The organism is Aquimarina sp. BL5 (assembly GCF_003443675.1).
Lineage (GTDB): Bacteria > Bacteroidota > Bacteroidia > Flavobacteriales > Flavobacteriaceae > Aquimarina.
This window is the reverse complement of sequence record NZ_CP031963.1, coordinates 4,095,177-4,119,774: the sequence shown is the minus strand read 5'-3', so window position 1 is coordinate 4,119,774 and position 24,598 is coordinate 4,095,177. Positions and strand designations below refer to the sequence as shown.

The window sequence follows — 24,598 nt, the reverse complement described above, 5'->3', positions numbered from 1 at the left end:
ATCGTTAATTTTTGATTTAAGAGTAAATAGTTTCTAAAATGAATTTTGTTCTTTTCAGAGGGGAATATTTAGGCAATATTATAATTTCGAATCCTTTGTTTTTATACTGTTCTAAAAGGGATTTTTCTAATCTCAAACAATATTCAAAATCCTGTAATCGTTGTCCATCTTTACAATAGATCTCAAACCAAGTTGGTGCAAAAAAAACAATTTTATGATACGTTTCTTGATAAGGAAAACTAATTAAGTACTTTGGGATAGCTTTGTTTTCCAACATTAAATAAGCTTCCAAATCTAACAAAGATCTATCGCAAATTAACGTATCAGTATTCAATAGTTCTTGATTTGTATGTCTAAATACAAGATCCGTAAATCGATCAATATCTCCCCAAGGCATACCATTTTTATCGTTTTTTTGCTCATCAATAATTACTTTTCTAGCGACCTCATCCATACAAGGTATGGTTTTCTTTAGAATATTTATCAATGTCGTTTTCCCAGTACCTGGAGCGCCCGTAATAATGTGTTTTTTTTGAAAACTATGCATATCGAAATAATACTAAAACTCCAATAATTAAGAGACAAAAAACAATACTTACCGCATAATTAATTTGGCTTACTGTTTTAATTTCTTCGTGTTTAATTTCACGATTATTAGTGCCTATAAAAGGTTTCTTAACCAATTTTCCGTGATAATAATTTGGCCCTCCGAATTGGCAGTTTAACACATATGCCAGAGCAGCTTCTGGATAGCCAGCATTAGGACTACTATGCTTTTTTCCTTCTCTAAACAGAAAAGAAAGTCCGCTTAATTTAAACCTCACAACTAATATTAGTAGTGCAGTAATTCGAGCAGGAATATAATTAACAACATCATCTAATTTTGCGGCAAATTTACCAAACTGTATATAACGATCGTTTTTATATCCAATCATAGAATCTAAAGTGTTGATCATCTTATACCCCATTGCTCCTGGAACTCCTAAAATCAAAAAATAGAATAAAGGCGCAATAACACCATCACTTAAATTTTCTGACATGGTTTCGAAAGTAGCAACTCTAATTTGCCGTTCACTTAAATTATTAGTTTCTCGTCCTACAATCCAAGACAGACGTTTACGTCCCGCTTCTAATCCTTCATCTTTTAGGATATTAAATACCGTAAACCCTTCTTTTATCAATGTTTTATTCGCCAAACAATAAAACAACATCAATATTGAAAATACAAGTGCTAAAATTTCAAAATCATAGACATTTAATGATCTAATAATTAGAAAAGGAATAGTAAAAGAAATCCCGACTAATACACTTGTTAACAATACACCTTTTAAGAATTTATAAGATCCTCTATTCAACCATTTTTCTCCAAAAGCAATACTCTTTCCATAACCAACAATAAGATGTGGTAATTTTCTAGGATCTCCCAGAAGCAAGTCCAAACCAAAAGCAAAAACAACTATACAAATTTGGTTCACATCCATTCCTTTATAGCTTGAATTAATGCATTATTAGCTTCTTTACTTTGAGTAGAAAGTCTAATATATTCACCTTTTAATCCTTTAAAATTTGTCGCATCTCTAATAAGGATTTGATGTTTTACAATTAAATATTCTTTTAACTCTTTAGCAGATTTCTGTAATAATTCAACTAAGAAGTAAGAGGTATTACTTTTATAGACTTTTACACCTTTCAATTGCTCAAGTTGTTCTTTAAAAATGACTGTTTCTTCCATTAATTCAGCCGCGTCAAATTGAAATGCTTCATAATTTTTGAAAATATATTCACCTGCTTTTATCGCTAATGAATTAACACTCCAAGGCATTTTTAAAGTTAAGAGTTCTTTAATGATTAAGTTGTTTGAAACGATATATCCCAAACGCAATCCCGGAATTGTAAATGTTTTGGTTAATGAACGAACCACTATTAAGTTATCGTATTTTTTTGTCAATGAAATGATAGATTCAATACTATTAGTAAACTCGATATACGCTTCATCAATGACAAAAATAGTTGCTGGCTTTTGTTGAAAAAGAAGTTCTAAATCATTTTTAGAGAAAATAGCTCCATTTGGATTATTTGGATTACAAATAAACACTAAATCGGCATTAGTATCTTTTATTTCGGTTCTAGAAATCAATAAGTAATCTAACTGAAAAATTTTACAAGCATCTTCATATTCTGAAAAAGTGGGAGCTACTATAGCTGCTTTTTTATTAGAAAATAATTGGGCAATAAGATAAAAAGCTTCTGTGGCGCCATTAGTAAATAAGAACTGTTCTCTATCGAGTTGAAATTTATGCGCTGCCAATTCATTTAACTCACTTGCAGCAGGTGAAGGATAATTTTGAATTAGAGAGACATTCTTTGAAATATGAGTAAGTAATGTTTTAGGACATCCTTTATAATACACATTTGAACTAAAGTTATACCTGATTTTTTCTTCAATTAAATGAAGGTCATCCCCATGTCCGTCTAACATTATTGCAGGCTATTTTTTAAGATGGTTGACATTTCTAAGTTTTCATCTATCCAATCTGCTAATTTATCAAATTGTACTGCTTTAAACGCTTTATAGTCTTTTGCCGTGGCATCCGGATACTTTAAGCGTAATAATTCTGTAACTACTTCTTGATTATCAAATATCCCATGAAAGTACGTCCCCCAACTTTTATTCCCATCGAAATAACCTTCTTCCTCACCATCAACAAGGTTTAAACCTCTCGTTTTTGGCACTATAGTTTCTCCCATATGAATTTCATACCCTTCACAAGGTATTGCCAAATCTTTAAACCAAAAGTTACGTTGTACTGTTTGTTTCGTTTTTGAAAGTGTTGTTTCGATATCAAACAACCCTAAACCTACTTCTGAATTGATCATACTCTCTATTGAAAAAGGATCTTTGACCACCTTGCCTAGCATTTGATATCCACCACAAATCCCTAAAATTGGAATGTCTTTGTATTGTTTTTTGATAACAGTATCTAAACCATCTTTTTTCAAAGCTACTAAATCTTCAATAGTATTTTTGGTGCCTGGAATGATAATTACATCTGCTTTATTTAGCTCTTCTATATCTCTTGTAAAATATAGATTGATTAATGATTCTTGCTCTAAAACCTGAAAGTCTGTATAATTAGACATATAATGAAGTTTGACAACAGCAATATTTAATTTATTATTTGAAGCAGTTGTATTTCTGCGATTCAATGCTACGGAGTCTTCTTCTTCAATAATAATATCTTTAGCATAAGGTAAAACGCCTAAAACTGGAATACCCGTAAGTTCTTCTAATTTCTTTTTCCCATCAATGAATAAAGTTGGATCTCCTCTAAACTTATTAATGATGATTCCTTTAATCAATTCACGCTCCCAATCCTCTAGCAATTCAATAGTTCCATATACACTTCCAAATACTCCACCTTTATCAATATCCGCTACTAAATAAACACATGCATTGGCAGCAGCTGCCATTCGCATGTTTACAATATCTCTATGTTTTAAATTAAGTTCGCTAATACTTCCTGCACCTTCCATTACAATAGGATTGTGTTTTGAAGCCAATTGTCTAAATGATTTTTTAGCTTCTTCAAACAACTGTTTTTTATTATCTACTAAAAAATATTCTTTAGCTGTTTGGTCACCAATTGGTTTTCCGTGTAAAACAATTTGTGATTTATTTACTGATGAAGGTTTTAACAGAATAGGATTCATTTCTACTGTTGGTGGAATACCACAAGCCTCTGCTTGTACCGCCTGTGCTCTTCCAATCTCTAGATTATCCGGTGTAGAAAAACTATTTAATGACATGTTTTGAGCTTTAAAAGGAGCAGGATTATATCCTTTCTTTTTAAGCCATCTGCAAATACCTGTCGTTATCCAGCTTTTCCCTACATCAGAGCCAGTACCGACTAACATTATAGGTTGTATTTTTTGCATATTTGCCATTTTTTCGAAGTACAAAAATATTGAATTATATAGATTTTATATGAGGTTAATGACAAAGTTATTACAACTAAACTTTTATGTTATCTTATCTAAAAAAAGTTTCAATATTAATCAGGACTCTCTTACTATAGCTTCTACCTATTTTATATCAAAAGCTTTATTAACTATATATTAAATACTCTTGTTTTTTTATTATTATTTTCGAGCTTTCAAGACATATGTAATCATTTTACCAAAATTAGTTTCGTTTAATATTGTTACATTTTCTTTAAAAACTCGTTTAAGAGCTTCTTCTATCTCCCCATAAATAAAGATCCATCTTCTACTTTTGTGAAAATTTGTTTCAGCTCTTCTTTTGGCATATAATTAAAAGGTAGACGTATTAATTGGGATAATTCTTCTTCGTCAATGGTTTTTAACGTTTCGCACAACATTCCAAAAATTCGAATCGATGATGTTCAGTTTTTTGTTTTCTACAACTATAAAACCTCATTATTTAGATCGCGCCAACATATTTAACCTATGTTTGCGAATAAGTTGTTATTTTTACTTTACAAATTCTGCTTATGAGACATTTTAATATCCGACCAGTTTTTTTATTGTTATTTCTTTTTTCTGTTATTACTTATTCGCAAGAAAAATCAGAAGAACAGCCTGAAAAAAAATTAGAGGAAGAAAAATCAGAATCAACCCCAGAAGAAAAAACTGAAAAATCGCAATATGAAATGACTCGATGGCAAATGCTAAAGTATGATGGCGTTTCTGCTTTGGGTGGAGTCAAAAATGCATACACCCAACCTCTTAGATGGAAAGGTGATGATTGGGCAAGATTTGGGGGGATTATTGCGGGGAGCGCAATATTACTAGCCGCTGATGAACCTGCAAATGATTATTTCACTAAACAAAGTGAAGGGGTTCCTCAAATAATTAAGGAAAGTGGTTTTCGCTTTGGAAAACCTCTTTTTAACTATGGATTGACAACAGGTATTTACGCTTTGGGTCTTATTACTAAAGATGAAAAAATAAGAAAAACCGGAGTTTTACTTATTGCTTCTGCCACTGCTGGAGGGATTATCCAAACAGTGAGTAAAACGCTAGCCGGTCGTGCAAGACCTACCGCCGGAGAAGGTAATTGGAGTTTCCGTTTTAATGCTAGTGAAGCTGACTATCATTCTTTCCCTTCTGGACATGCTATCCTGTCATTTACTACAGCTTATGCAATAGCAAAACAATTCGACAGCCCTTACATCAAAGGAGGTCTTTATGCAGTAGGCTTAATTAGCCCTATTTCTCGTTTATGGAGTGGTGCTCATTGGTTAACCGATGTAGTTCTTGGTGTAGCATTAAGTGTGGTTATTGTCGATGGTATAGACAACTATCTATATAAGAAAGAAAGGTATGTTTATGATAGTAAAAAGTTTAGAGTAAAATGGGATCTTAAATTAGGTGCAGGTCAACTAGGCGTAGTAGGTACATTTTAACAGAAAGAATAATTTTATTAGATCTTTATTTTATTGGAAGAAAGACTTCTGCTTTCCATTGTAATTCATCACCACCTTGCATAGGATTATTATAAAAAATTTCGAATGGTTTTTTTTCTATTTCGATAGCATTAATTCTAGCGTATTCGATTAATGCAAACCAAGCCTGGTCACTATTTTTATAATTACCATAATAAGTAGCCTTCAGAGCTTTTTGGGAGACTTGTTCGTTATAGTTAGTGATTGAATTCGAGACAATAGAATCTTTACTTTTTACTGGAAATCCAAAATCAAACTGAATAGAATCAGATTTAAAATTCCAATGTTTTACTTTAATTACAGGATGACCTTTTTGTTTTATACTATTTCTGGGAATACTTAGAAAAAGGTCACTGTTAGCCATAATCATTTTACTGGCTTTTTCTGATCGTTTAGCTTTTATAAAAGCACTTACATACTTTACCTCAGGGATCTCACTTTCTCCATGTATATGAACTTTAAAACTACTTGTATAATCAATAAGCTTATTATTAAATTTAATTATTTGATTTTTATATGTATCAACAAAATCCGAAGAACCTGTAAGCACTTGCAATCTATTTTTTATTGATTCTTGTTCCGAAACAACGCCTACAGTAACTTTTGTGACGCTGTCATTAACAACTTTAAAATTCCAATCCAAAACGAAAGCAGTATTCTCACTTCCTACTTTTTGAATAACTTTTTTAAATAATATTGTATCTAATATTTCAATCTTACTATTACTATCTCCCCAAGATTTTAGTTCACATAATTCGTAATACAAACTACCAGGAGCCATTTTAACCTTAAATGTTATCTGATAATCATATTCTTTTATAAATAAATACCAAATGGACAAGCAGGAGAGCATCCCCAAGATTAAAACTACAATTTTCTTCATATTAATTAGAACTTGCTACTTTAGAATTTGATGTGTTCATTTCTAATTTATTAGCCACAAAATTTCCTAATGCACGTCCCTGATCCAATCCTAAATCGATTGCCGCTCTATAATGAATTCCTCCATATAACCTACTGATCGCAGCTTCATCAGCCGCTTGATTAAAAGACTTAAAAGAACGAACAGGAAGACCATATTGTAATTCTGTATCATCATCAAAAGCAAAATTATCTCCAAAAATAGTTGTTAACACCGTTGAAGCCGCCCCAGAAACAACCGAATGACCGCTAGTATATTCTGGAAAAGGTGGCGTCTGTAAAACTGGAGTCCAATTTTCATCAATATGTTGATTAATCAAGGTTTCAGGACGAATCAAATTGCTTCTGTATTTCTCATCCCAACAACTTATAAATGCGTCTGCTATTGCGATAGAGGTTTTGGTATAGGCAAAAACTGTTTTTGCAAAATCCGCATTGGTTTTTTTACTAGCTATTTTACATATCCCAATCCAATGAGCACCCGGTGTAATTTTTTTTGTTGCAAACATTAAATGCCCTTTATGTGTTGAAACATATGGATTACAATCCCAGAATTGTGCAATTTCTAATTTTTCTGAACCCTCTCCTTCTTCCTTAATTTTCTGGCCTACTTCATAAGTTTCCATTAATTCTTTATAAAATGGTGTATCTTTTTCTAATGAAAAATCAGGATATTTCGCAGGTTTAAACTGTGAAGAAGAGTCTATAATCGATGGTCTAATTTCTTTCCAATGAGGCTCAATACCATCCATATAATCTGGTGGAGTCGGTTGCCACCTAGAAGGATCTTCCGTATTTACAGAAAACTTAGGCATTGTTCTGGTTTGCGCATAATTATCTGTAGCATACCATTTTTTTATATGCTCTGCGACTGTTAATCCATAAGTTTTAGAGTCATTAAAAGTTACTTCGTTTTGTAATTTCCAAGCATTATATATACTGTCACGATATACTTCTACACGATCTTCTGAAAAAAGCAATGATTTACCCACTTCCAGATATGCAACTAATGCAGAAAGCTTATAGTTAATGCTTTTGGTTGTATCAACAGCAGGAATAGATTTTAGACCGTGTAATTGATTTGATAAGGTTTTATAGTTCCCGTCTTCTTGTCTTATCACTTCATATGCAGCAATATTAGCATAGTTGTATATTCTACTAGCTACAGGAGGTGAAAAAATATCGTGTACCATTACCTCTGTAATTTTATCCACAGCTTGGTGGTAATCATCAGAAGTAATTTCAATTTCTTTGGCTTCTTTTTGACAAGCATTTAAAAACAATAGCAAAAAAGTGAATAAAAATATATTCTTACTCTTAACCAAGAAAGGTATTTCGTTTAATTTATTGAAGCATTTCATAAATCTCTGATTTTCCATTGTTTAGTGTGATTAGTAAATAATCCTTATTTACAAAATTAATAATATTTAACCCTCTAGCGGATTTCTGACTCAAATTAATATGCAACTCTTGGGCATCAATTAACGAAGTATATCCTTTCATCATCGCCCCAGCAAATCCATCAAATCTGCCATGATAAGGAATCACTCCAAAATAGTTCCCCGCCATAAACACTTCTTCTTTTCCGTCTTTGTTAAAATCATATTTTAACATGGCAGTAATTGGGGATAATTGGAGAGAGTTTTCAAAAGGAACAAACACGAATGTTCCTTTTTCATTTTTCAAATACCCAGAAGCTAATTGATGCACTTCTAACAGCTCCGCTTTCTGCAGTTCACTTTTTCCAAAAACTTCTTCTACAGTCTTACCTGCAAAACTGTTATATGATGTAAACTTTTTCTTTAGATAGTTTAACTGACCTGACAATTCATCTAAACCCAAGGCAGTATAGTATTTTCCGTTTTTAGGTAATGCTAAAATTGTTTCCGTTTTATTATTGTTATCAAAATCAGAATAGTACATTTTTAGAGGAAAATCCGAAGAAGCAGTAAATTTAGAGTTCAATCCAAAATTGCCTAACAAATAATCAATATCACCGTCATTATCAATATCAAAATCTACTATAGATTGCCAAAGACCTTTTAATTCTATTTCAGAAACTTTATCGGTAACATCAACTAGATTTCCATTATTGTTTTTAAAAAAATGTGGTGACATCCATTCTCCTATTACAATCAAATCTTTTACTTTATCATTATCGAAATCGGTCCAAAGAGCATCAGTAACCATGCCCACTTGTTGAATCTCTTGGTTTTCTTTTATGGCGAAATTTCCATTATTATTTATTAAGAGATACGAGTTTGGAATTTTACCAAAATCATTAGAAACAGCATAGCTTCCCACAAAAAGATCAAGATCTCCATCTGCGTCTACATCAAAGGGTTTAATTACTGATTCATGTCCATATAATTCTGGAAAAACGCTTTTAGATAAACCTGCCTCTGAGTTTACATACAATCTATCCACCAACTCCTTAGATGTCCCAAAAAACTCTCCTCCAGAAGATGCAATCAATAAGTCTTTTTTACCATCATTATCTAAATCTTCTATAATAGCAGCTACGTCTTCTTTCTTTTTATCGGTATTAAGAAAATCAGATTCCAGTTGTTTAAAACCCGAATCAGTTTGGATATATATTTGAGATGCTTCAAGTTTAGAACTTCCAAAGAAAATATCATCTTTCCCATCTCCATTTAGATCCCCTATTGCCGTAGCAGGTCCTCTGTCAGAAATTTTATACGGTATTAACTTTTGACGATTAAAATCTGTGTAATTATTTTCTTTATGTACATACCGTAATCCAGGAATAGAATCCACTTTTTTAAACCAGCCCTTATTTTTAGGAAATAGTTCTTCATAATTCACAGTATTCCTTTTGTGTAACAATTTAATTGTTAATGTTTGATTTGTAGCTATATTTTCTGCAACCTGAATTGTATTATCGGGCCATATAATTTTTAGCGAATCTATAGTTGATATCGTATCGTATCCAAAATGAATCATAGGTTCTGAAGAAGACTGGAAACCCTTAGAAGTAAATAACTGCTTGTACTGTGCAATTCCTTGATGGTACGATATTACTTTGGTTCCTATTCCTAGTTTATTTTTGTCTTTGAAATCAAATTTCAGTTTTAAAAACTTACTTTTTTGATTTGTTTTATTTTGATAAAAAGAAGCTGACGCATTGATATTGTTCGTTATAATATCTAAATCTCCATCATTGTCCAAATCGGCATAAGCACTTCCTGTAGAAGCTGTATTTTCTATCGGGAGCCAGCTGGAAGATTTATCCATAAAGCTAATCTCTTTATCTCCTCTAAAAATACAATTTTGCACTTTGCCAGAAGGCATCATATTTAATGCCTCATTATCTACTAACTTTTTAGTGTTTAGTTTTTCTTGTATTTTTTCATTAGAAATATATTTAATATAGTCTAGGTCATTAGGGCGTTTCGGAATTCCATTAGATATAAATACATCTTGTTCTCCATCTTGATCATAATCCGCAAACAGGGCAGACCAGCTCCAATCCGTAGCCGATATACCACTTAGCAATGCAGTTTCAGCAAAATAACCTCCTTTATTGATCTGAAGCATATTACGAGCATATTGATAATGGTATCCTAATCGATTGATGCGCATTTGCAACATATCTACCGTTTCATCTCCAGCAGAAGCCTTCAGAACTGTTTCTTCATCGGGAGTCATATCCAACGTAATTATATCTGCATATCCATCGTGATTAATATCAGAGACATCATTACCCATTGAGAAACGGCTCGTATGCCCAAAACTCTCTTTTAGAGATTCACTAAAAGTGCCATCACCATTATTGATATAATAATAATCATCTTCGTGAAAATCATTACTCACATAAATATCTATATATCCATCATTATTAAAATCTGCTGTTGCTATTCCAAGACCATATCCGTTTCCTCCACCAAAAATGCCAGCTTCTGCACTAACATCTGTAAATACATCCCCATCATTACGAAGTAATTTATCTCCGCTTTCTGAGCTTCTTTTATTTCTGAGTGCAGCTCTACCAAAAGAGTTCTGGGTATGGATTGCGTGATTTAATAAATACATATCCAAATCGCCATCATTATCGTAGTCAAAGAATGCTGCTGAAGTGGTGTAGTTTTGAAAATCTAATCCATACTCCGACGCTTTCTCTGTAAATGTATTGTCTCCGTTATTTATAAATAATTCATTTCTTCCCTGTAATCCCTGAAGCCCAACAACCGCACAAACATAAATATCTAGATACCCATCGCCATTAATATCTGTCATTACTGTTCCTGTGTTCCAATCAGCATTTCCTTTTACTCCTGCTTTATCTGTAATATCCTCGAATTGAAAGTTTCCTTTATTTAGGTAAAGTTTATTTTCACCTTGATTAGAGGTGAAAAACACATCTACTAAATCGTCTTTATTAATATCTCCCACTGCAACCCCTGCTCCGTTATAGTAGTACAGATAATCAAGAATATTTAGTTCTTCGGTAGGATTTAGGGTGTTCTGAAACTTCACATTGGTAACCTCTGAAGTTATTTTGTCAAATAATTCTCCTTGGTGTACTTTTTGTTTTTTACACCCAGATACAAGCAACAGCCCCAATATTAATATGATTAAATTCTTGATCATTCTTATGAAATCTATTCTTAGGCTATTTATTGTCTATTTTAAATATTTTTGGAGCTTTATTGTTAATGCCAACAAGCAAATATTTTTCTCCAGACTTATTTTTCATCCAGTGCATGACTCTTACCTCATCTTCTACTAAAAACCCTGATGCTTTTTGATTTTTATAATTTCCTTTTCCATCTCCTAGCAAGACGTTTCCGCGACTAGCATCTAATCTGGAGAATTGAGGCTTAAAATTGTAATTGTTACCTGCAACAATAAGATCTAAATGACCATCTTTATTTACATCCTTTGTTTCGATATCACAGATACAAGATAATTGTGTCTCTTTTGGAAGTTCTTTTATCTCAAAAGTATTATTCCCATTGTTATATGCTATTAAACTTGCAAAGTTATTTACAGTCTTAATGGTTGTTTTATCTAAAATTTCTTTAGAAAATATTTCATCAATTGCCTTAGTAGCGTATTCAGAAAACTTAAGGTTTTGCTTTTTCAGAACATTAATTTGTGCTGTTATTTCATTTTTTAAATGTATTGGAATGTCTTTGCCATTTATTGTCTGTGTAACAATTTGTTCTACGGTTCCATTATTATCAAAATCATTTATATACATCTTAGATGGCCTTTCTTTACTACATTGGTAAATCGAGTTTAAACCTCTGTTACCTAATACCAAATCCACATCCCCATCATTATCAAGATCAGTAGCTTTTACTGTATTAAACCAACCGGAAACTTCATCTAAATTTGTTTTTATTAGGTTTAATGAACTTCCATCATTAAGAAAAACTTTTGGAGACATCCATTCGCCAACAAGGATTAAATCTTTTTTACCATCTCCATCTATATCTTGCCAAGTAGCGTCAGTGATCATTCCGGTATTTTTAGCTTCAGCAGCCTTGTTACTTGTAATATCTATAAATTTACCTTTACCTTTGTTTTCTAATAAATAGCTTTGTGGAGAAACTCCATAAGTACCTATGACGCTATGACTTCCAACAAATATGTCAATATCTCCATCCTGATCATAATCATAAGGTGCTAATGTAGATATATTAGTAACCGTTGGTAAAATTATTTCTCCTCTAGAAAGATATCCTCTTCCATCATTTATATAACTCCTAACCCCAGTCTTAGCGCCTCTAAAATTTCCTCCTGAACCTATTATTAAATCTAAGTCTTGATCCCCATCTATATCTTCAAAAATAGCAACGGTATCTTCAAAAAAAGTTTCTGTTTCGAATTTAGACAATGTTAATTCACCTCTTCCATTTTGATAATATAACTTACCAGGTTGACCATAGGCTCCACCAATGAAAACATCGTCATTGCCGTCTCCGTTAATATCTGCAATTGCCATCGCTGGACCTTCTCTGGATTGCATTTTGTAAATTAACCCTTCATAATCAAAATCTACATATTGATCTTCTTTATGAGCATCTAATGTGTTTTCGATTTCTTTAAAATAGGTGTCATTTTTTTCTGAGAAGTACTTGTAATCATGATCTGCATCTTTATGACTCAACGTAATTTGATGATTCACCGTAACATCTTTAATTAATTGTGATTTTCCATCCGGATAAATAACCCGAAGAGAATCTACTATATTTCTCTTACCAAGACCGATCGTCATTATATAATCTATCGATGACTGAAAACCTCTTGTAGGAATTAATTCTTGTCGTAATGTTTCATTGTTAATATATGTCTCGACAATACTACCTATCGCAAAAGTATTTTTACTGTCTCCATTAATCTTAACTTTCAGATAGTTGTTATTTCCCTGTTCGCTATTATTCTTATAAATAGCAACTGGCATATTAAAATTATTGACCACCAAATCTAAATCTCCATCATTATCCAAATCTCCATAGGCGGATCCATTAGAAAAAGTTGGTTCTTCGAAACCCCAAGTTTTTGTAGCATCAGAAAAGCTTAGATCTCCGTTATTTTTAAAAGCATAATTAGAAATCGGTGTGGAAGGCATTTTATTAATAATAGAATCTACTTCTTCTTTTTTACCGGTTAAAGTCATCTTCTGTATGATATCATTGGCAAAAAAGTTCATGAAATCCATATTAGTTAGATCATGATAGATTCCATTACTTACATAAATATCACGATAGCCATCATTATCCATATCAAATAATAAAGCTCCCCAACTCCAATCTGTTTTTGCTACTCCACTATAAAAGGCAATTTCTGAAAACGTATTATCTCCATTATTTAGCTGAAGTGAATTCTGCATATATTGATTATAGAAATCTCTGCTTTTCTTTAGTTTATACAAATCATAATTTTCGAAAGCACTGGTTTCTTTTAATCGTTGATCACCCTCAGGTAACATATCCGTTACAAAAATCTCTGGATATCCATCGTTATTTATATCTGCCATATCTGCTCCCATAGAAGAGGTACTAAGATGCTTTACCCAATCCTTAATTTCTTCATTAAACGTTCCATCACCTTTATTGATATAGAGATAATCTCTTTCATAAAAATCATTAGACACATAAATATCAGGAAGCAGATCTTTATTCACGTCTCCTATAGTTACTCCTAATCCAAAACCAATAAGACTTCCGAATATACCTGAAGCCTCGCTTACATCTGTAAACACCCCATCATCATTTCTTAGTAGTTTATCTCCTCCTCCTTTTAGAATTTCAGGAACATCCCAATCCTTTGCTCTAAGGTTACGTTTGTTCACATATCCTAAACTACTTACAGGGATAAAACTATTATTAAGTATATATACATCCAGATCTCCATCCTTATCATAATCAAAAAATGCTGCGTGGGTCGTAAACCCACTATCGGCCAGATTGTATTCTTCGGCCTTTTCCGTAAACGTAATGATTCCTGAATCTTCTGAAGGACCATTGTTTATAAAAAGTTCATTTTTCTGATCATCTCCTTTTACATTACCAGCATTACATACGTAAATATCCAATAATCCATCTGCATTGATATCCACCATGACTACTCCGGTAGACCAAGAATTCTTTCCTGTGGTTTTAGAAGATTTAGAAATATCCTCAAAAGTGAAATCTCCTTTATTGAGGTACAATTTATTTTCTTTTCGATTGGCCGTTAAATATAGATCAGGTAAACCATCATTATTTATATCACCAATAGCTACGCCGCCGCCATTATAAAAATTCCTGTAGGTAAAAATATTGAAGTCTTTTTCATTATTGACCTGATTAATAAAATCAATACTTGTTTTTTCAGGAGTGAGTTTGGTAAACAAAGTATTCCTTTGTTCTACAGGTTTTTGCTCTATTTTTTCTTTCGCACAGGAAAAAAATATTAGTAATATAAGACCGCTATATAGGAACTTATTCATGTTTCTTTTTTATTTTTTTTACAACTTGGATACTGTCATTATTAATACCAAATAGAAAATATTCCTCTTCTTTAATCTTGATTGTCTTAATGGATCTAACAGCTCCATTAACCTTCAAACTCGTGTTTTCACAACTTACAAAGCTTCCTTCTTTATCATTTAAGAGTACAACTCCGTATGATGCATCTAATCTACTTAATTGTGTGCTGATCTCATAGGTATTACCCCCGAGAATTATATCAGGATATTGATCATCATTTATATCGTGAACCAATATATCCTGAACAGAAGATACCTGTGCTTCCCAAGGCAAATCGCGCTGCGTAAAATCTAGATTGCCTTTGTTTTCAAAATATATCGTCTTAAGCGTAAATACTTGTTTTTTCTCTGCCTGATCAATTTTCCCCTTTGAAAAGTAATCTTTGAAATTGGCTTCAGAAAAGGCTTTGTATGACAAGAACTTCTTATTAAGTTGTGGTATTTGTTTAGTTAATTCATCCTTGGTGGCAATTGGTGTTTCTCTTCCTTGATAAAAATAGGTAACAATTGGATCTACTTTACCATTATCATCAAAATCATTAAGGCATAACTGAATTGGCTCCTCTTCTGAAGCTTTAAGACGACTATTAAGCCCCCAATTACCTGCAACAATATCTATATCTCCGTCCTGATCCATATCACCAACAGCAATACAATTCCACCAACCGTTTGTTTTTTCTAATGAAGGCACTATTTCTTTTTTATAGTTTCCTTTACCGTTGTTCATTAGAATTGTAATTGGCATATAATGTCCTGCCAGTATTAAATCTGGATATTTGTCATTATTGATATCAATAAACTCTGCATCAAAGACTTGTCCGATACTATATAAATCCGGAGCACTGGTTTTGGTTACTTCTTTAAAAATACCTTTGCCATTATTCTGGAAAAGATAATTTTTTGGAGATTTCCCATAAGATCCTGCCTCACTATTACTTCCAATAAAAACATCCAGATCACCATCCTGATCGAAATCTGATGTAATAATTACTGAAGCATTGATTTTAAGATCAGGGAAAGCATCAAGGTTAACTTTGAACACACCATTTTCATTAATGAAAAGTTTTGGACTTGTATCATATTCAGAATGTTTTTCATTACCTCCATAAATTGTAATCAGATCTAAATCACCATCGGCGTCTACATCAAAAAAACATTGATCTACATCTTCATATTTCTTATATAACTCTAGATCAGGTTGTTCAATTTTATTGAATTTTCCTGATATTTCTTGTAAGTACAGTGTTCCTGCTCTAAATCTTCCTCCAGGAACAAAAACATCTTCTAATCCATCTTTATTTATATCCTTTGTAGATATATGAGGCCCTTCATTAGAAATCGCATAAGGCGCTAAGGGTTCTGCACTAAAATCCTTAGTTTCATAATCCTGATGTTTAAATTTTATGTGTATGGAATCATTTTCAAAAGTGTATGAAGGTTCACTAATGTTAAAGAGACTGGCATAAACATCACCTTTACTTAAGGTAGTTGTAGTGTTTATTGCAATGTTTTTATACACAGACCTATCTCCGTCAGGCCATCTAATACCAATAGAATCTATACTAGCACTATCTCCTAATCCAAAATGTAATATGGGCGAAACCGATGACAAATACCCTCTGGTTGTATATGCTTCTGAAACTTGGAAACCTATATCAGTGTAAATAGTTGCTTTAGCTCCTATGGCATGTGGATTTTGTGCTGTTCCTTTTAATTTTAGTTTTATATAATTATTATGTTCCAAAGTATCTGAATGATTTTGATACACAAAAGCATTTTCATTAATGTTGTTAGTTACAATATCTAAATCTCCATCATTATCTAAATCTGTATATACAGCACCATTACTATACGATCCCAAATTCTGTGACCATACATTAGAAACATCCTCAAAAGTCAAATCTCCATTATTACGATAGAAGTAATTCGCGGTTTTCTTATCAGGCAGCTCGTCAACCAATGCTAAATCTTCTTTAGTCATTCCTTCACTGACACGTTTCTGAATATTATCATTAGCAATAAAGCTTATAAAATCCATATCATTAGTTGCTCCTTTTATTCCATTAGAAATAAAAATGTCTTTATAACCGTCGTTATCATAATCTCCCATCAAGGGCGCCCAGCTCCATTCTGTTGCGGCAATTCCTGAAAAAAATGCAATCTCACTAAAATTATTATTTCCTCTGTTTAACTGCATCGCATTTTGCATATACTGCGGTTGGTATCCATTTTTAAGATATTGATTATATATTGTGAATCCATATTCCGTTCCGGATGATTTATAAGTTGTTAAGTCTTCTGGCAACATATCTAGTGATAAAACATCAGACCATCCATCGTTATTGATATCCGCTATATCAACACCCATAGAGAAATGAGATGTATGCTGTATTGTATTTAAACCTAAAGTAATAACTTCTTTAAAAGTACCATCATTTTGATTGATATATAAATAGTCATTTTCAAAAAAATCATTCCCAACATAAATGTCAGGATATCCGTCATTATTAATGTCACTTGTAGCAATCCCTAAACCATATCCTATAGCTCCTTGAAAAATACCCGTTTCTTTAGTTACATCTATATATTTATTGTTATCATTTCGATATAATCGATCTCCAGATAGAGAATCTGTTTGTTTTCTTTTAGTGCCTCTTCCGTACGTTCGATTAGGATGCACCGAATGATTCAAGAGGTACATATCCAAATCACCATCACGGTCATAATCAAAAAAACTAGCTTGCGTAGAAAAACTAGATATATCAAGGTTATATAAAGATGCTTCTTCTTTAAAGATAGGAATACCTTCATTATCTAATCCTTGGTTTACAAACAGCTTATTCTTTCCTTTTAATCCTTTATAATTCCCAACTTTGCACAGATATATATCTTGTAGTCCATCCTGATTAATATCGATTATAGTAACACCTGTAGACCATCCTTCTTTATCTTTAAGAAGGTCAGAGGTAACTTCTTTGAATTGAAAATTCTTTTGATTGAGATACAACTCATTTTCATTTTGATTAGAAATAAAATACAAATCCTCCCAACCATCATTATTAAAATCTCCTACACCTATACCTCCTCCATTATAGTAATATAGATATGTAAGTATATTAAGTTCTGGAGTATCTTTTAATTCATTTTGAAAATTGATCCCAGTTTCTTTGTTTGATAATAATTCAAAAAAATAAGTTCTCTCATCATTTTGACAAGATGTAAGAAGTATAAATAGAAATATGCAAACGCTAATATTCTTAAGAAAAGTAATCAATTTTGATTTTTTTGTACAAGATAATAATTAGTAGAGCCCTTCAATATTGAAGGGCTCTGTTCTATTTTAACAAATTTTATGAACTTGCCTAATAACCAGTATTTTGAGATAAATTAGGATTTGTTGCTACAGCAGATGCTGGTATTGGAAACAATACTCTAAACTCTTCTGTATTGTCTTTCATGTCCCACGTACTATTAAAAGTACCGAAACGAATTTGATCATTTCGTCTCCAACCTTCAATCCATAATTCTCTTCGTCTCTCATCTAATAATTCTTCCATAGTATAACTTCCGGAAGCAGTTGCACCACGTAACGTTCTCAAACCATCCAGAATACTCTCTGCAGTCTCTCCTGAGGTACCTCCTCTCATAATTGCTTCTGCTTTCATAAGAACAACATCAGCATATCTTGCTACCACGGTTCCATTTCCTGGTGATGGCGATCCATCCGTAGTATTCGAATATTTCATTGGTCTTACACCCGTTCTTTCATTGTTACCACTAATTCCATTAGGAAAGTCTTTTGTAAACACTAAATCAATTCCACTTCTATCTGTTAATTTTGTCCCATCAGGAGCAAACTGTTGACCAATTAACATTCCTCTTCCTACTCCAGCAGTACCTGTCTCTCCAAGACGAATATCACTACTTTCAAATGAATCATAAACCTCACCTAAAGTAGCAAATCCGTTCCAACCTCCTTGAGAAGATTGAAGTATATTCCATACTCTATTACCTGTCCATGTATCTAATGCTAATATAATTTCTTGATTTGCACTATTATCTGGTAAAAATATACCAAAATAATCTGAATCTAAAGTATATCCTTGAGCAGTAACTGCATCACTATTTTCAATAACTTTTGTATAATCAGTCGCGTCGGCACTACCCGTATACACTTCTTTATTTATATACAATTTAGCTAACAGGAAATGAGCAAAAGCTTTATTCACTGTATAAATGTCGGATAAATTCGCATCTTCTAAATCAGGCAATGCTTCAGTTAAATCTTTTACTATAAACTCAAATGCTTCGGCTCGTGTAAATACTACTGGATCTACATTTACACCATCATTTACTTCTCTAAAAGGTACTTGTCCAAAGAAATCCATTACGTAGAACATGTTCAATGCACGTAATGCTTTTGCTTGTGCTACTTGTCCTGCTGTTGCATTTGATTCTGTTGCTATAATCTGATTACATCTGAAAACAGCTGCATTACGATTATTCCATGCCGCTAGAATATGTGGGTGATTGGCATCCCAATTATGCTGATGCATCGTTCTCCAGATACCATTATCCCCCCAATCGGCTCCACGGGTTGGCACTACTAATTCATCAGAGGACACTTCTAATAAAGCATAGGTATTTGCTTGATCTCCCATACCTTCAATATCATTATATGCTGATTCCAAGAAATTAGCTGGATCAACACCTGCAAAAGCTCCAGAAGCATCTTCTACAGCTACAGAATCGTCAAAAACAGGTTCTAAATCGGTACAAGAACCTATCGATAAAATTGCAATACTCAGAATGAGTCTTACAACATTTTTTGTTTTTAAATTTTTCATGATCGTTTTTATTCTAAATATATTAAAAAGTCACGTTTAATCCTAATGTAAACGTTCTCGCTTTTGGAAATGCTGTATAATCAATTCCTATTGATGGAACTCCGTTAATCTGCTTATTAATAGACACTTCCGGATCCTGTCCGCTATAACTAGTGATTACAAATAAATTCTGTGCATTGACAAATAGTCTTGCTTTATTAATCCATTTATATCTGTCTAGATTTAACGTATAACCTAATGTTGCTGTTTGTAGTCTCAGAAAATCACCACTTTCCAGATATCTAGTTGAAACGTCTGCAGCATTAAAAGGGTCTTCTGTACCAATAAGAGCTGCTGTATCAGTAGTACCATTTCTACCTTGTGAAAGATTTGCTACAGAAAACAAAGCATTCTCAGTATTGTTATAAATCTTGTGTCCAAATTGTCCTGTAAAGAATAAGTTTAAATCAAAGTTTTTATAAGTCATATTACTCGAAAAACCTAAGTTATACTTAGGAAGTGGACTATCTCCTGTGAATTTTTGAACATCTCCTCCTTCATATTCTGCAATTCCATTTTCATCAAATCCAATAAATTCTCTCAGGAAAAATGCATATAGAGGTTGTCCATCGGCTATCTGTTGCGCAAACGCTCCAGTTAGACCTGGACCATCTATTTGCCCTGTATTAATAGGAGCTTCATTGAAATCAGTTACTTCATTCTCAAGAAATGCTACATTGAAACTAGTATCCCAGTTAAAATTTTCACTACTTATCACTCTATAGTTAAGAGATAATTCTACACCTTGATTTATAATAGTAGCATCAATATTTTTCCAAACAAAAGGATTTACTGCTGGTTGTGCGCTAGTAATTTGTGTTAATAAATCTGTGGTCTCTTTTCTAAATACGTCTAAAGACCCAGACAATCTATTTCCAAAAAATCCAAAATCCAAACCGAAGTTAAGTTGAGTAGACTCTTCCCACTTTAAATCAGGATTTCTAAACGCCACAGTAGACTGACCTCCTGGTATAAAATTACCATCATTATCGATACTTCCTTCATCAAAACGAACTCTTTCTACATAAAGATTAGAAGGGATCTCTTGGTTACCAGTAATACCATATCCTAGTCTTAATTTTAGATCAGAAAAAGCGTCTGGAATAAAATCTTCTTCGGATAATCTCCAAGCAAATGCAAAGGATGGGAAATAACCATATTTTTCATTAGGTCCAAATCGAGTAGAACCGTCCGCTCTTAATGTTCCCGTAAATAAATACTTATCATATAAAGAATAATTTATTCTTCCATAGAAAGATTGCAATTCGTCCGTGAAATTACCGGAATTTGCGCCAAAAACCTCCGCAGATCCAATATTATTAAGCATTAAACCTGGATCTGTTTCTCTAAAATTCGCTGCAAATAATGCTTCTACATTGGTGCTAAATTGCTGATAAGAGTATCCTAATAATGCATTAAGACTACTATTTTCAAAATCCTTTTGATACGTAAAATAGTTTTCCCAAAGCACAGAAGTCAAACTTAGATCATCAACTCTTGCTCTACCAATACCCTGTGTATTAGTTAGTTCGAATTCAGATGAAAACGCCGAACCTGTTTTAGAGATTGATCTATCTACCCCTATCGCTGTTTTAAAAGAAAGCTCTGGAATAAAGAAGTATTCTAGAGAAAAATTACTAAGAGTTCTTAAGGTTTTTGTATTAATTCTAGAAAACCCTAAAATAGCCGCTGGATTCAATTGTTCTACAGACCCTGTTGATGTAGGAACCCCATTCTCATCAAAAGGTGACAATGTAGGATTTGAATAGTACGCTGCAGAAATTAAATCACCTCTTGCATTTGCATCATCTGTAATTGGTGCTTTATCAATATCTACATTAGAAACATTTAACTGAACATTCATTTTCAATTTATCATCGAAAAAATTGTATTTCCCATTAAATCTAGCTGTCAAACGTTCTAGACCAGTTTTTTCCACAATACCTTCTTGGTTGATGTATCCCACAGAAAAACGATATCCTCCATTCTCTCCACCACCTCCAAAAGCTGCATGGTATTCTGAACTAAAACCATTTCTAAATATAAAATCTTGCCAATCTGTATTTCCTCCTAAATCCAATACAGATAAATCGGCTCCTAATTGTGATTGAGCATCTAAAAACTGATCTCTATCCAATATGTCCAACGTATTACTTACAGAACTAGAAGATACAGATGTATTAAATTCTAATAATTGAACTCCTTGTTTTGCTCTTTTAGTAGTTATTAAAACGACTCCATTTGCTCCACGCGAACCGTATATTGCAGTTGCCGACGCATCTTTAAGTATATCTATACTTGCTATATCATTTGGATTTAGAAAACTTAATGGATTTGTAGCAGCTGAAGCTCCAATATCAGAACCAGAAGCTCCTGCAGATGTATCTGCTCCGTTCAAAGGAAAACCGTCTACCACATAAAGTGGATTATTATTCGCTCTTACTGATGAAGTTCCTCGTATTCTTAAATTAACCCCAGCTCCAGGTTCACCACTGGTTTGTGTGATCTGAACCCCAGCTGTCTTACCTTGAATTAACTGTTCTGGAGAATTAATAATACCTTGATTAAAATCTTCAAATTTTACGGTAGCTACCGCTCCTGTAGCATCCTTGGACCTAATTGATCCATATCCTACCACTATCACTTCATCTAATCGCGCAGCATCTTCTTTTAAGATGACATTAATAACAGTTTGTCCATTAACTGCTGCTTCCTGAGTTTCGAATCCGATGTAGCTAAAAATTAATACAGCATCTTCTGGAACATTGTTAATAGTATAGTTACCGTCGAAATCTGAAACCGCCCCATTTGCAGATCCTTTAACAATGACATTAACCCCAGGTATTGGACCGTTTGCATCAGAAGTCACCCCCGTAACTGTGATTTGTGCAAACATCATATTCCCCGAGATAAATACCAAAAGAAACATGAGTTTTTTGAGTATCATACTTTTCATAATTTAGAGTTTGATTAAATTTAAATATTTAGTTGTTAATTATTAATATTTTTACCGTTAAAAAATTCATTTTTTCTTAAAAAAAACAAGTAACAGGGGCGTCTTCGTCTTACTAGAACAATCGACACGTTAGTAACTACAAATAAATATTTGAAAACAAAAGTTACAATTTTAAGATGCCCCTATGTTACCTCTTATAAAGGAGTTCCTATCAGAAAAACTCCTTCGCTAACAAACAAAAACTAATTTCACTTTCTACTTGATTCATCTTTGTTATACTTCAATTTTATTTTAAATCCAGTATCACCCCTTGATATGGTTTCAAGAGAACATTATTATTTTCAACATCCAGATTTTCGTAATTATTTACCAAAACCTCAACTTCATTTATATTACTTCCAGCATCAAATGACTCTTCAGAACTATTGAAGTTAAGCATCACCATAATTTCCTCTTTACCAAGCTTCTTTTTGTATATATATAACTTAGGGTTATTAAATTCTATCTCTTCGAAATCTCCGTGTACAAATACATCGTGTTCTTTCCTTGTTTTTAATAAATTTCTATAAAAATTCAATATAGAATTGGGATCTTTCTCCTGATACGCTACATTAATATCTTTATAATTAGGATTAGCTTTTAACCAAGGTTCCCCTTTAGAAAAACCTCCATTTATTTCATCACCATCCCATTGTACCGGAGTTCTTGCGTTATCGCGACCTTCTTTATTAATCATTTCTAGAGCCAATTCCTCTGTGTACTTATGAGTTATTTTATTTTCTTTATAAAAGTTTAAAGACTGTATATCTCTTACTTCATCAATATTAAGCAAGGATATATTAGTCATTCCAATCTCATCACCCTGATATATATTCAAAGTACCGTTTTGGGTCGATAACATGGTCATTAACATTTTAGCGGACTCTTTATGATATTTCTTATCGTCTCCAAACCTAGATACCATGCGCGCAAAATCGTGGTTTCCCATAGCGTTAGCAATCCAACCTGTTTGGTGTATTGCATCCCGCCATTTTTTAAATATATGCTTCATTTGGACCAAATCAAACGGAGAAACTTCTTCAAATTTCCCGTTTACTATTGTACATTCCAGAATATCGAAATGATACAACATATCTAATTCCTTTCTATCATAGTTTACATAAAGCCCTACAGTATCTTCATTAATCCCAACTCCTTCTGCCAAAGAAAATGCATCATATTTACTAATAACCTCTTCATTCATTTCATTTAGATACCTATGCAGAGTAGGCCCATTAGCGTACACATCTTCAATAATTTTTCTAAAACCTATATCTGGTGCATCAGGATACCCTTCAGGTTTTGATATCAAAGGAATAACATCCATCCTAAACCCATCAACTCCCTTATCTAACCAAAAACGCATTGCATCATATATCTCTTCCCTTACTTTAGGGTTTTCCCAATTTAGATCAGGCTGTTTTTTAGTAAAAAGATGCAAATAATATTCATCTGAAACTTCGTCTAACTCCCAAGCACTTCCACCAAAAAAGGATTTCCAATTATTTGGAGGGCCACCATCGATTGAAGGTTTCTTCCAATGAAAATAATCTCTATATGGATTATCTTTAGATTTCCTAGCCTCTTCAAACCACTTATGTTCATCGGAACAATGATTCGCAACCAGATCCAAAATAAGCCTCATCCCTCTTTTATGGGTTTCTTTTAATAACACATCAAAATCTTCCATTGTACCAAACTCTGACATAATAGAACAATAGTCACTTATATCATACCCATTATCATCATTTGGTGAACTAAAAATAGGACTCAACCATATGATATCGATATGCAAACTATGTATATAATCCAGTTTTTCGATGATCCCTCTTAAATCTCCTATACCATCATCGTTACTATCGTTAAAACTCCGAGGATATATTTGATAGATCGTTCCTTTTTTAAACCAAGTAAGCTCCACTTAATAAATTTTATTTTTTAAACAATAATTATTCTTATTTATTAAAGGATCCAGATGCCATTAAATTAATTCTAATTATTTTTTTCTCAAAAAACATTACACATAATTAAATTAATAAAAAAAGAGTTAAAATATATCGATATCAACACATGTTAAGTTCTTTTTTTATCAAAACTACAATAATATTCACATAGAATCTCAAATATCTAAATCTTTACATTAACTATACAACACGGTTTTAATGGCTATTATTATAGTTCAAAAAACTGATAATCAGATAATTAATTAATATCAACAAGACGTAAAAAGGTGGCATAAATAAAGAATACAAACGATTAAGTATAGATTTTATATAGACACGTCCTTAAAATTTTTCTATACAATCATAAAAAAACAACCAATAAACTTCTT

14 protein-coding genes are annotated in these 24,598 nt (G+C 32.6%); 1 reads left to right on the top strand and 13 read right to left on the bottom strand.

The genetic code is table 11. The annotated features are described in order from the left end of the window. Positions 1-16 precede the first annotated feature (16 nt). From D1818_RS17215 to D1818_RS25420, 5 genes are all read right to left on the bottom strand, one after another. The gene (locus D1818_RS17215) at positions 17-547 is read right to left on the bottom strand and encodes an AAA family ATPase (protein WP_118460203.1); all 531 of its coding nucleotides are present in this window, start codon (positions 545-547) and stop codon (positions 17-19) included. Then, positions 540-1,475 carry an adenosylcobinamide-phosphate synthase CbiB gene (cbiB, locus tag D1818_RS17210; RefSeq protein WP_240338266.1) on the bottom strand — a complete coding sequence of 312 codons (936 nt, stop codon included), beginning with the start codon at positions 1,473-1,475 and terminating at the stop codon, positions 540-542. Before cbiB ends, D1818_RS17215 begins: the two co-directional genes overlap by 8 nt. Beyond that, entirely contained in the window at positions 1,472-2,479 is a 1,008-nt protein-coding gene (locus D1818_RS17205) for a histidinol-phosphate transaminase (protein ID WP_118460201.1), read from the bottom strand. Before D1818_RS17205 ends, cbiB begins: the two co-directional genes overlap by 4 nt. Next, complete coding sequence (locus D1818_RS17200; protein ID WP_118463876.1) at positions 2,479-3,936, bottom strand: cobyric acid synthase; 1,458 nt, start codon at positions 3,934-3,936, stop codon at positions 2,479-2,481. Before D1818_RS17200 ends, D1818_RS17205 begins: the two co-directional genes overlap by 1 nt. 302 nt (positions 3,937-4,238) lie before the next feature. After that, positions 4,239-4,379 (bottom strand): hypothetical protein, encoded by a 141-nt coding sequence (locus D1818_RS25420; protein ID WP_158596914.1) that lies wholly within the window; start codon positions 4,377-4,379, stop codon positions 4,239-4,241. Between the two features lie 132 nt (positions 4,380-4,511). On the opposite strand from D1818_RS25420, the gene D1818_RS17195 reads away from it, so the two are divergent. Beyond that, positions 4,512-5,426, top strand: a complete 915-nt coding sequence (locus D1818_RS17195; RefSeq protein ID WP_118460200.1) for a phosphatase PAP2 family protein — start codon at positions 4,512-4,514, stop codon at positions 5,424-5,426. 25 nt (positions 5,427-5,451) lie between these two features. Here the strand turns inward: D1818_RS17195 and D1818_RS17190 are convergent, their stop codons facing one another. From D1818_RS17190 to D1818_RS17155, 8 genes are all read right to left on the bottom strand, one after another. Beyond that, complete coding sequence (locus tag D1818_RS17190) at positions 5,452-6,348, bottom strand: hypothetical protein (protein ID WP_118460199.1); 897 nt, start codon at positions 6,346-6,348, stop codon at positions 5,452-5,454. A 1-nt stretch (position 6,349) separates the two neighbouring features. After that, the gene (locus tag D1818_RS17185) at positions 6,350-7,747 is read right to left on the bottom strand and encodes a vanadium-dependent haloperoxidase (RefSeq protein WP_118463873.1); all 1,398 of its coding nucleotides are present in this window, start codon (positions 7,745-7,747) and stop codon (positions 6,350-6,352) included. Further along, complete coding sequence (locus D1818_RS17180) at positions 7,731-10,997, bottom strand: VCBS repeat-containing protein (protein WP_118460198.1); 3,267 nt, start codon at positions 10,995-10,997, stop codon at positions 7,731-7,733. The genes D1818_RS17185 and D1818_RS17180 overlap by 17 nt, the downstream gene beginning before the upstream one ends. A 22-nt stretch (positions 10,998-11,019) precedes the next feature. After that, complete coding sequence (locus tag D1818_RS17175) at positions 11,020-14,346, bottom strand: VCBS repeat-containing protein (protein ID WP_118460197.1); 3,327 nt, start codon at positions 14,344-14,346, stop codon at positions 11,020-11,022. Further along, positions 14,339-17,659 (bottom strand): VCBS repeat-containing protein, encoded by a 3,321-nt coding sequence (locus D1818_RS17170; protein WP_233558514.1) that lies wholly within the window; start codon positions 17,657-17,659, stop codon positions 14,339-14,341. The genes D1818_RS17175 and D1818_RS17170 overlap by 8 nt, the downstream gene beginning before the upstream one ends. A gap of 88 nt (positions 17,660-17,747) precedes the next feature. Beyond that, positions 17,748-19,232, bottom strand: a complete 1,485-nt coding sequence (locus D1818_RS17165; RefSeq protein WP_118460196.1) for a RagB/SusD family nutrient uptake outer membrane protein — start codon at positions 19,230-19,232, stop codon at positions 17,748-17,750. A gap of 22 nt (positions 19,233-19,254) precedes the next feature. Beyond that, positions 19,255-22,227, bottom strand: a complete 2,973-nt coding sequence (locus D1818_RS17160; RefSeq protein ID WP_118460195.1) for a TonB-dependent receptor — start codon at positions 22,225-22,227, stop codon at positions 19,255-19,257. A gap of 286 nt (positions 22,228-22,513) precedes the next feature. Beyond that, on the bottom strand, positions 22,514-24,187 hold the full coding sequence (locus tag D1818_RS17155) for an alpha-glucosidase (protein WP_118460194.1): 1,674 nt from the start codon (positions 24,185-24,187) through the stop codon (positions 22,514-22,516). Between the last annotated feature and the right edge of the window lie 411 nt (positions 24,188-24,598).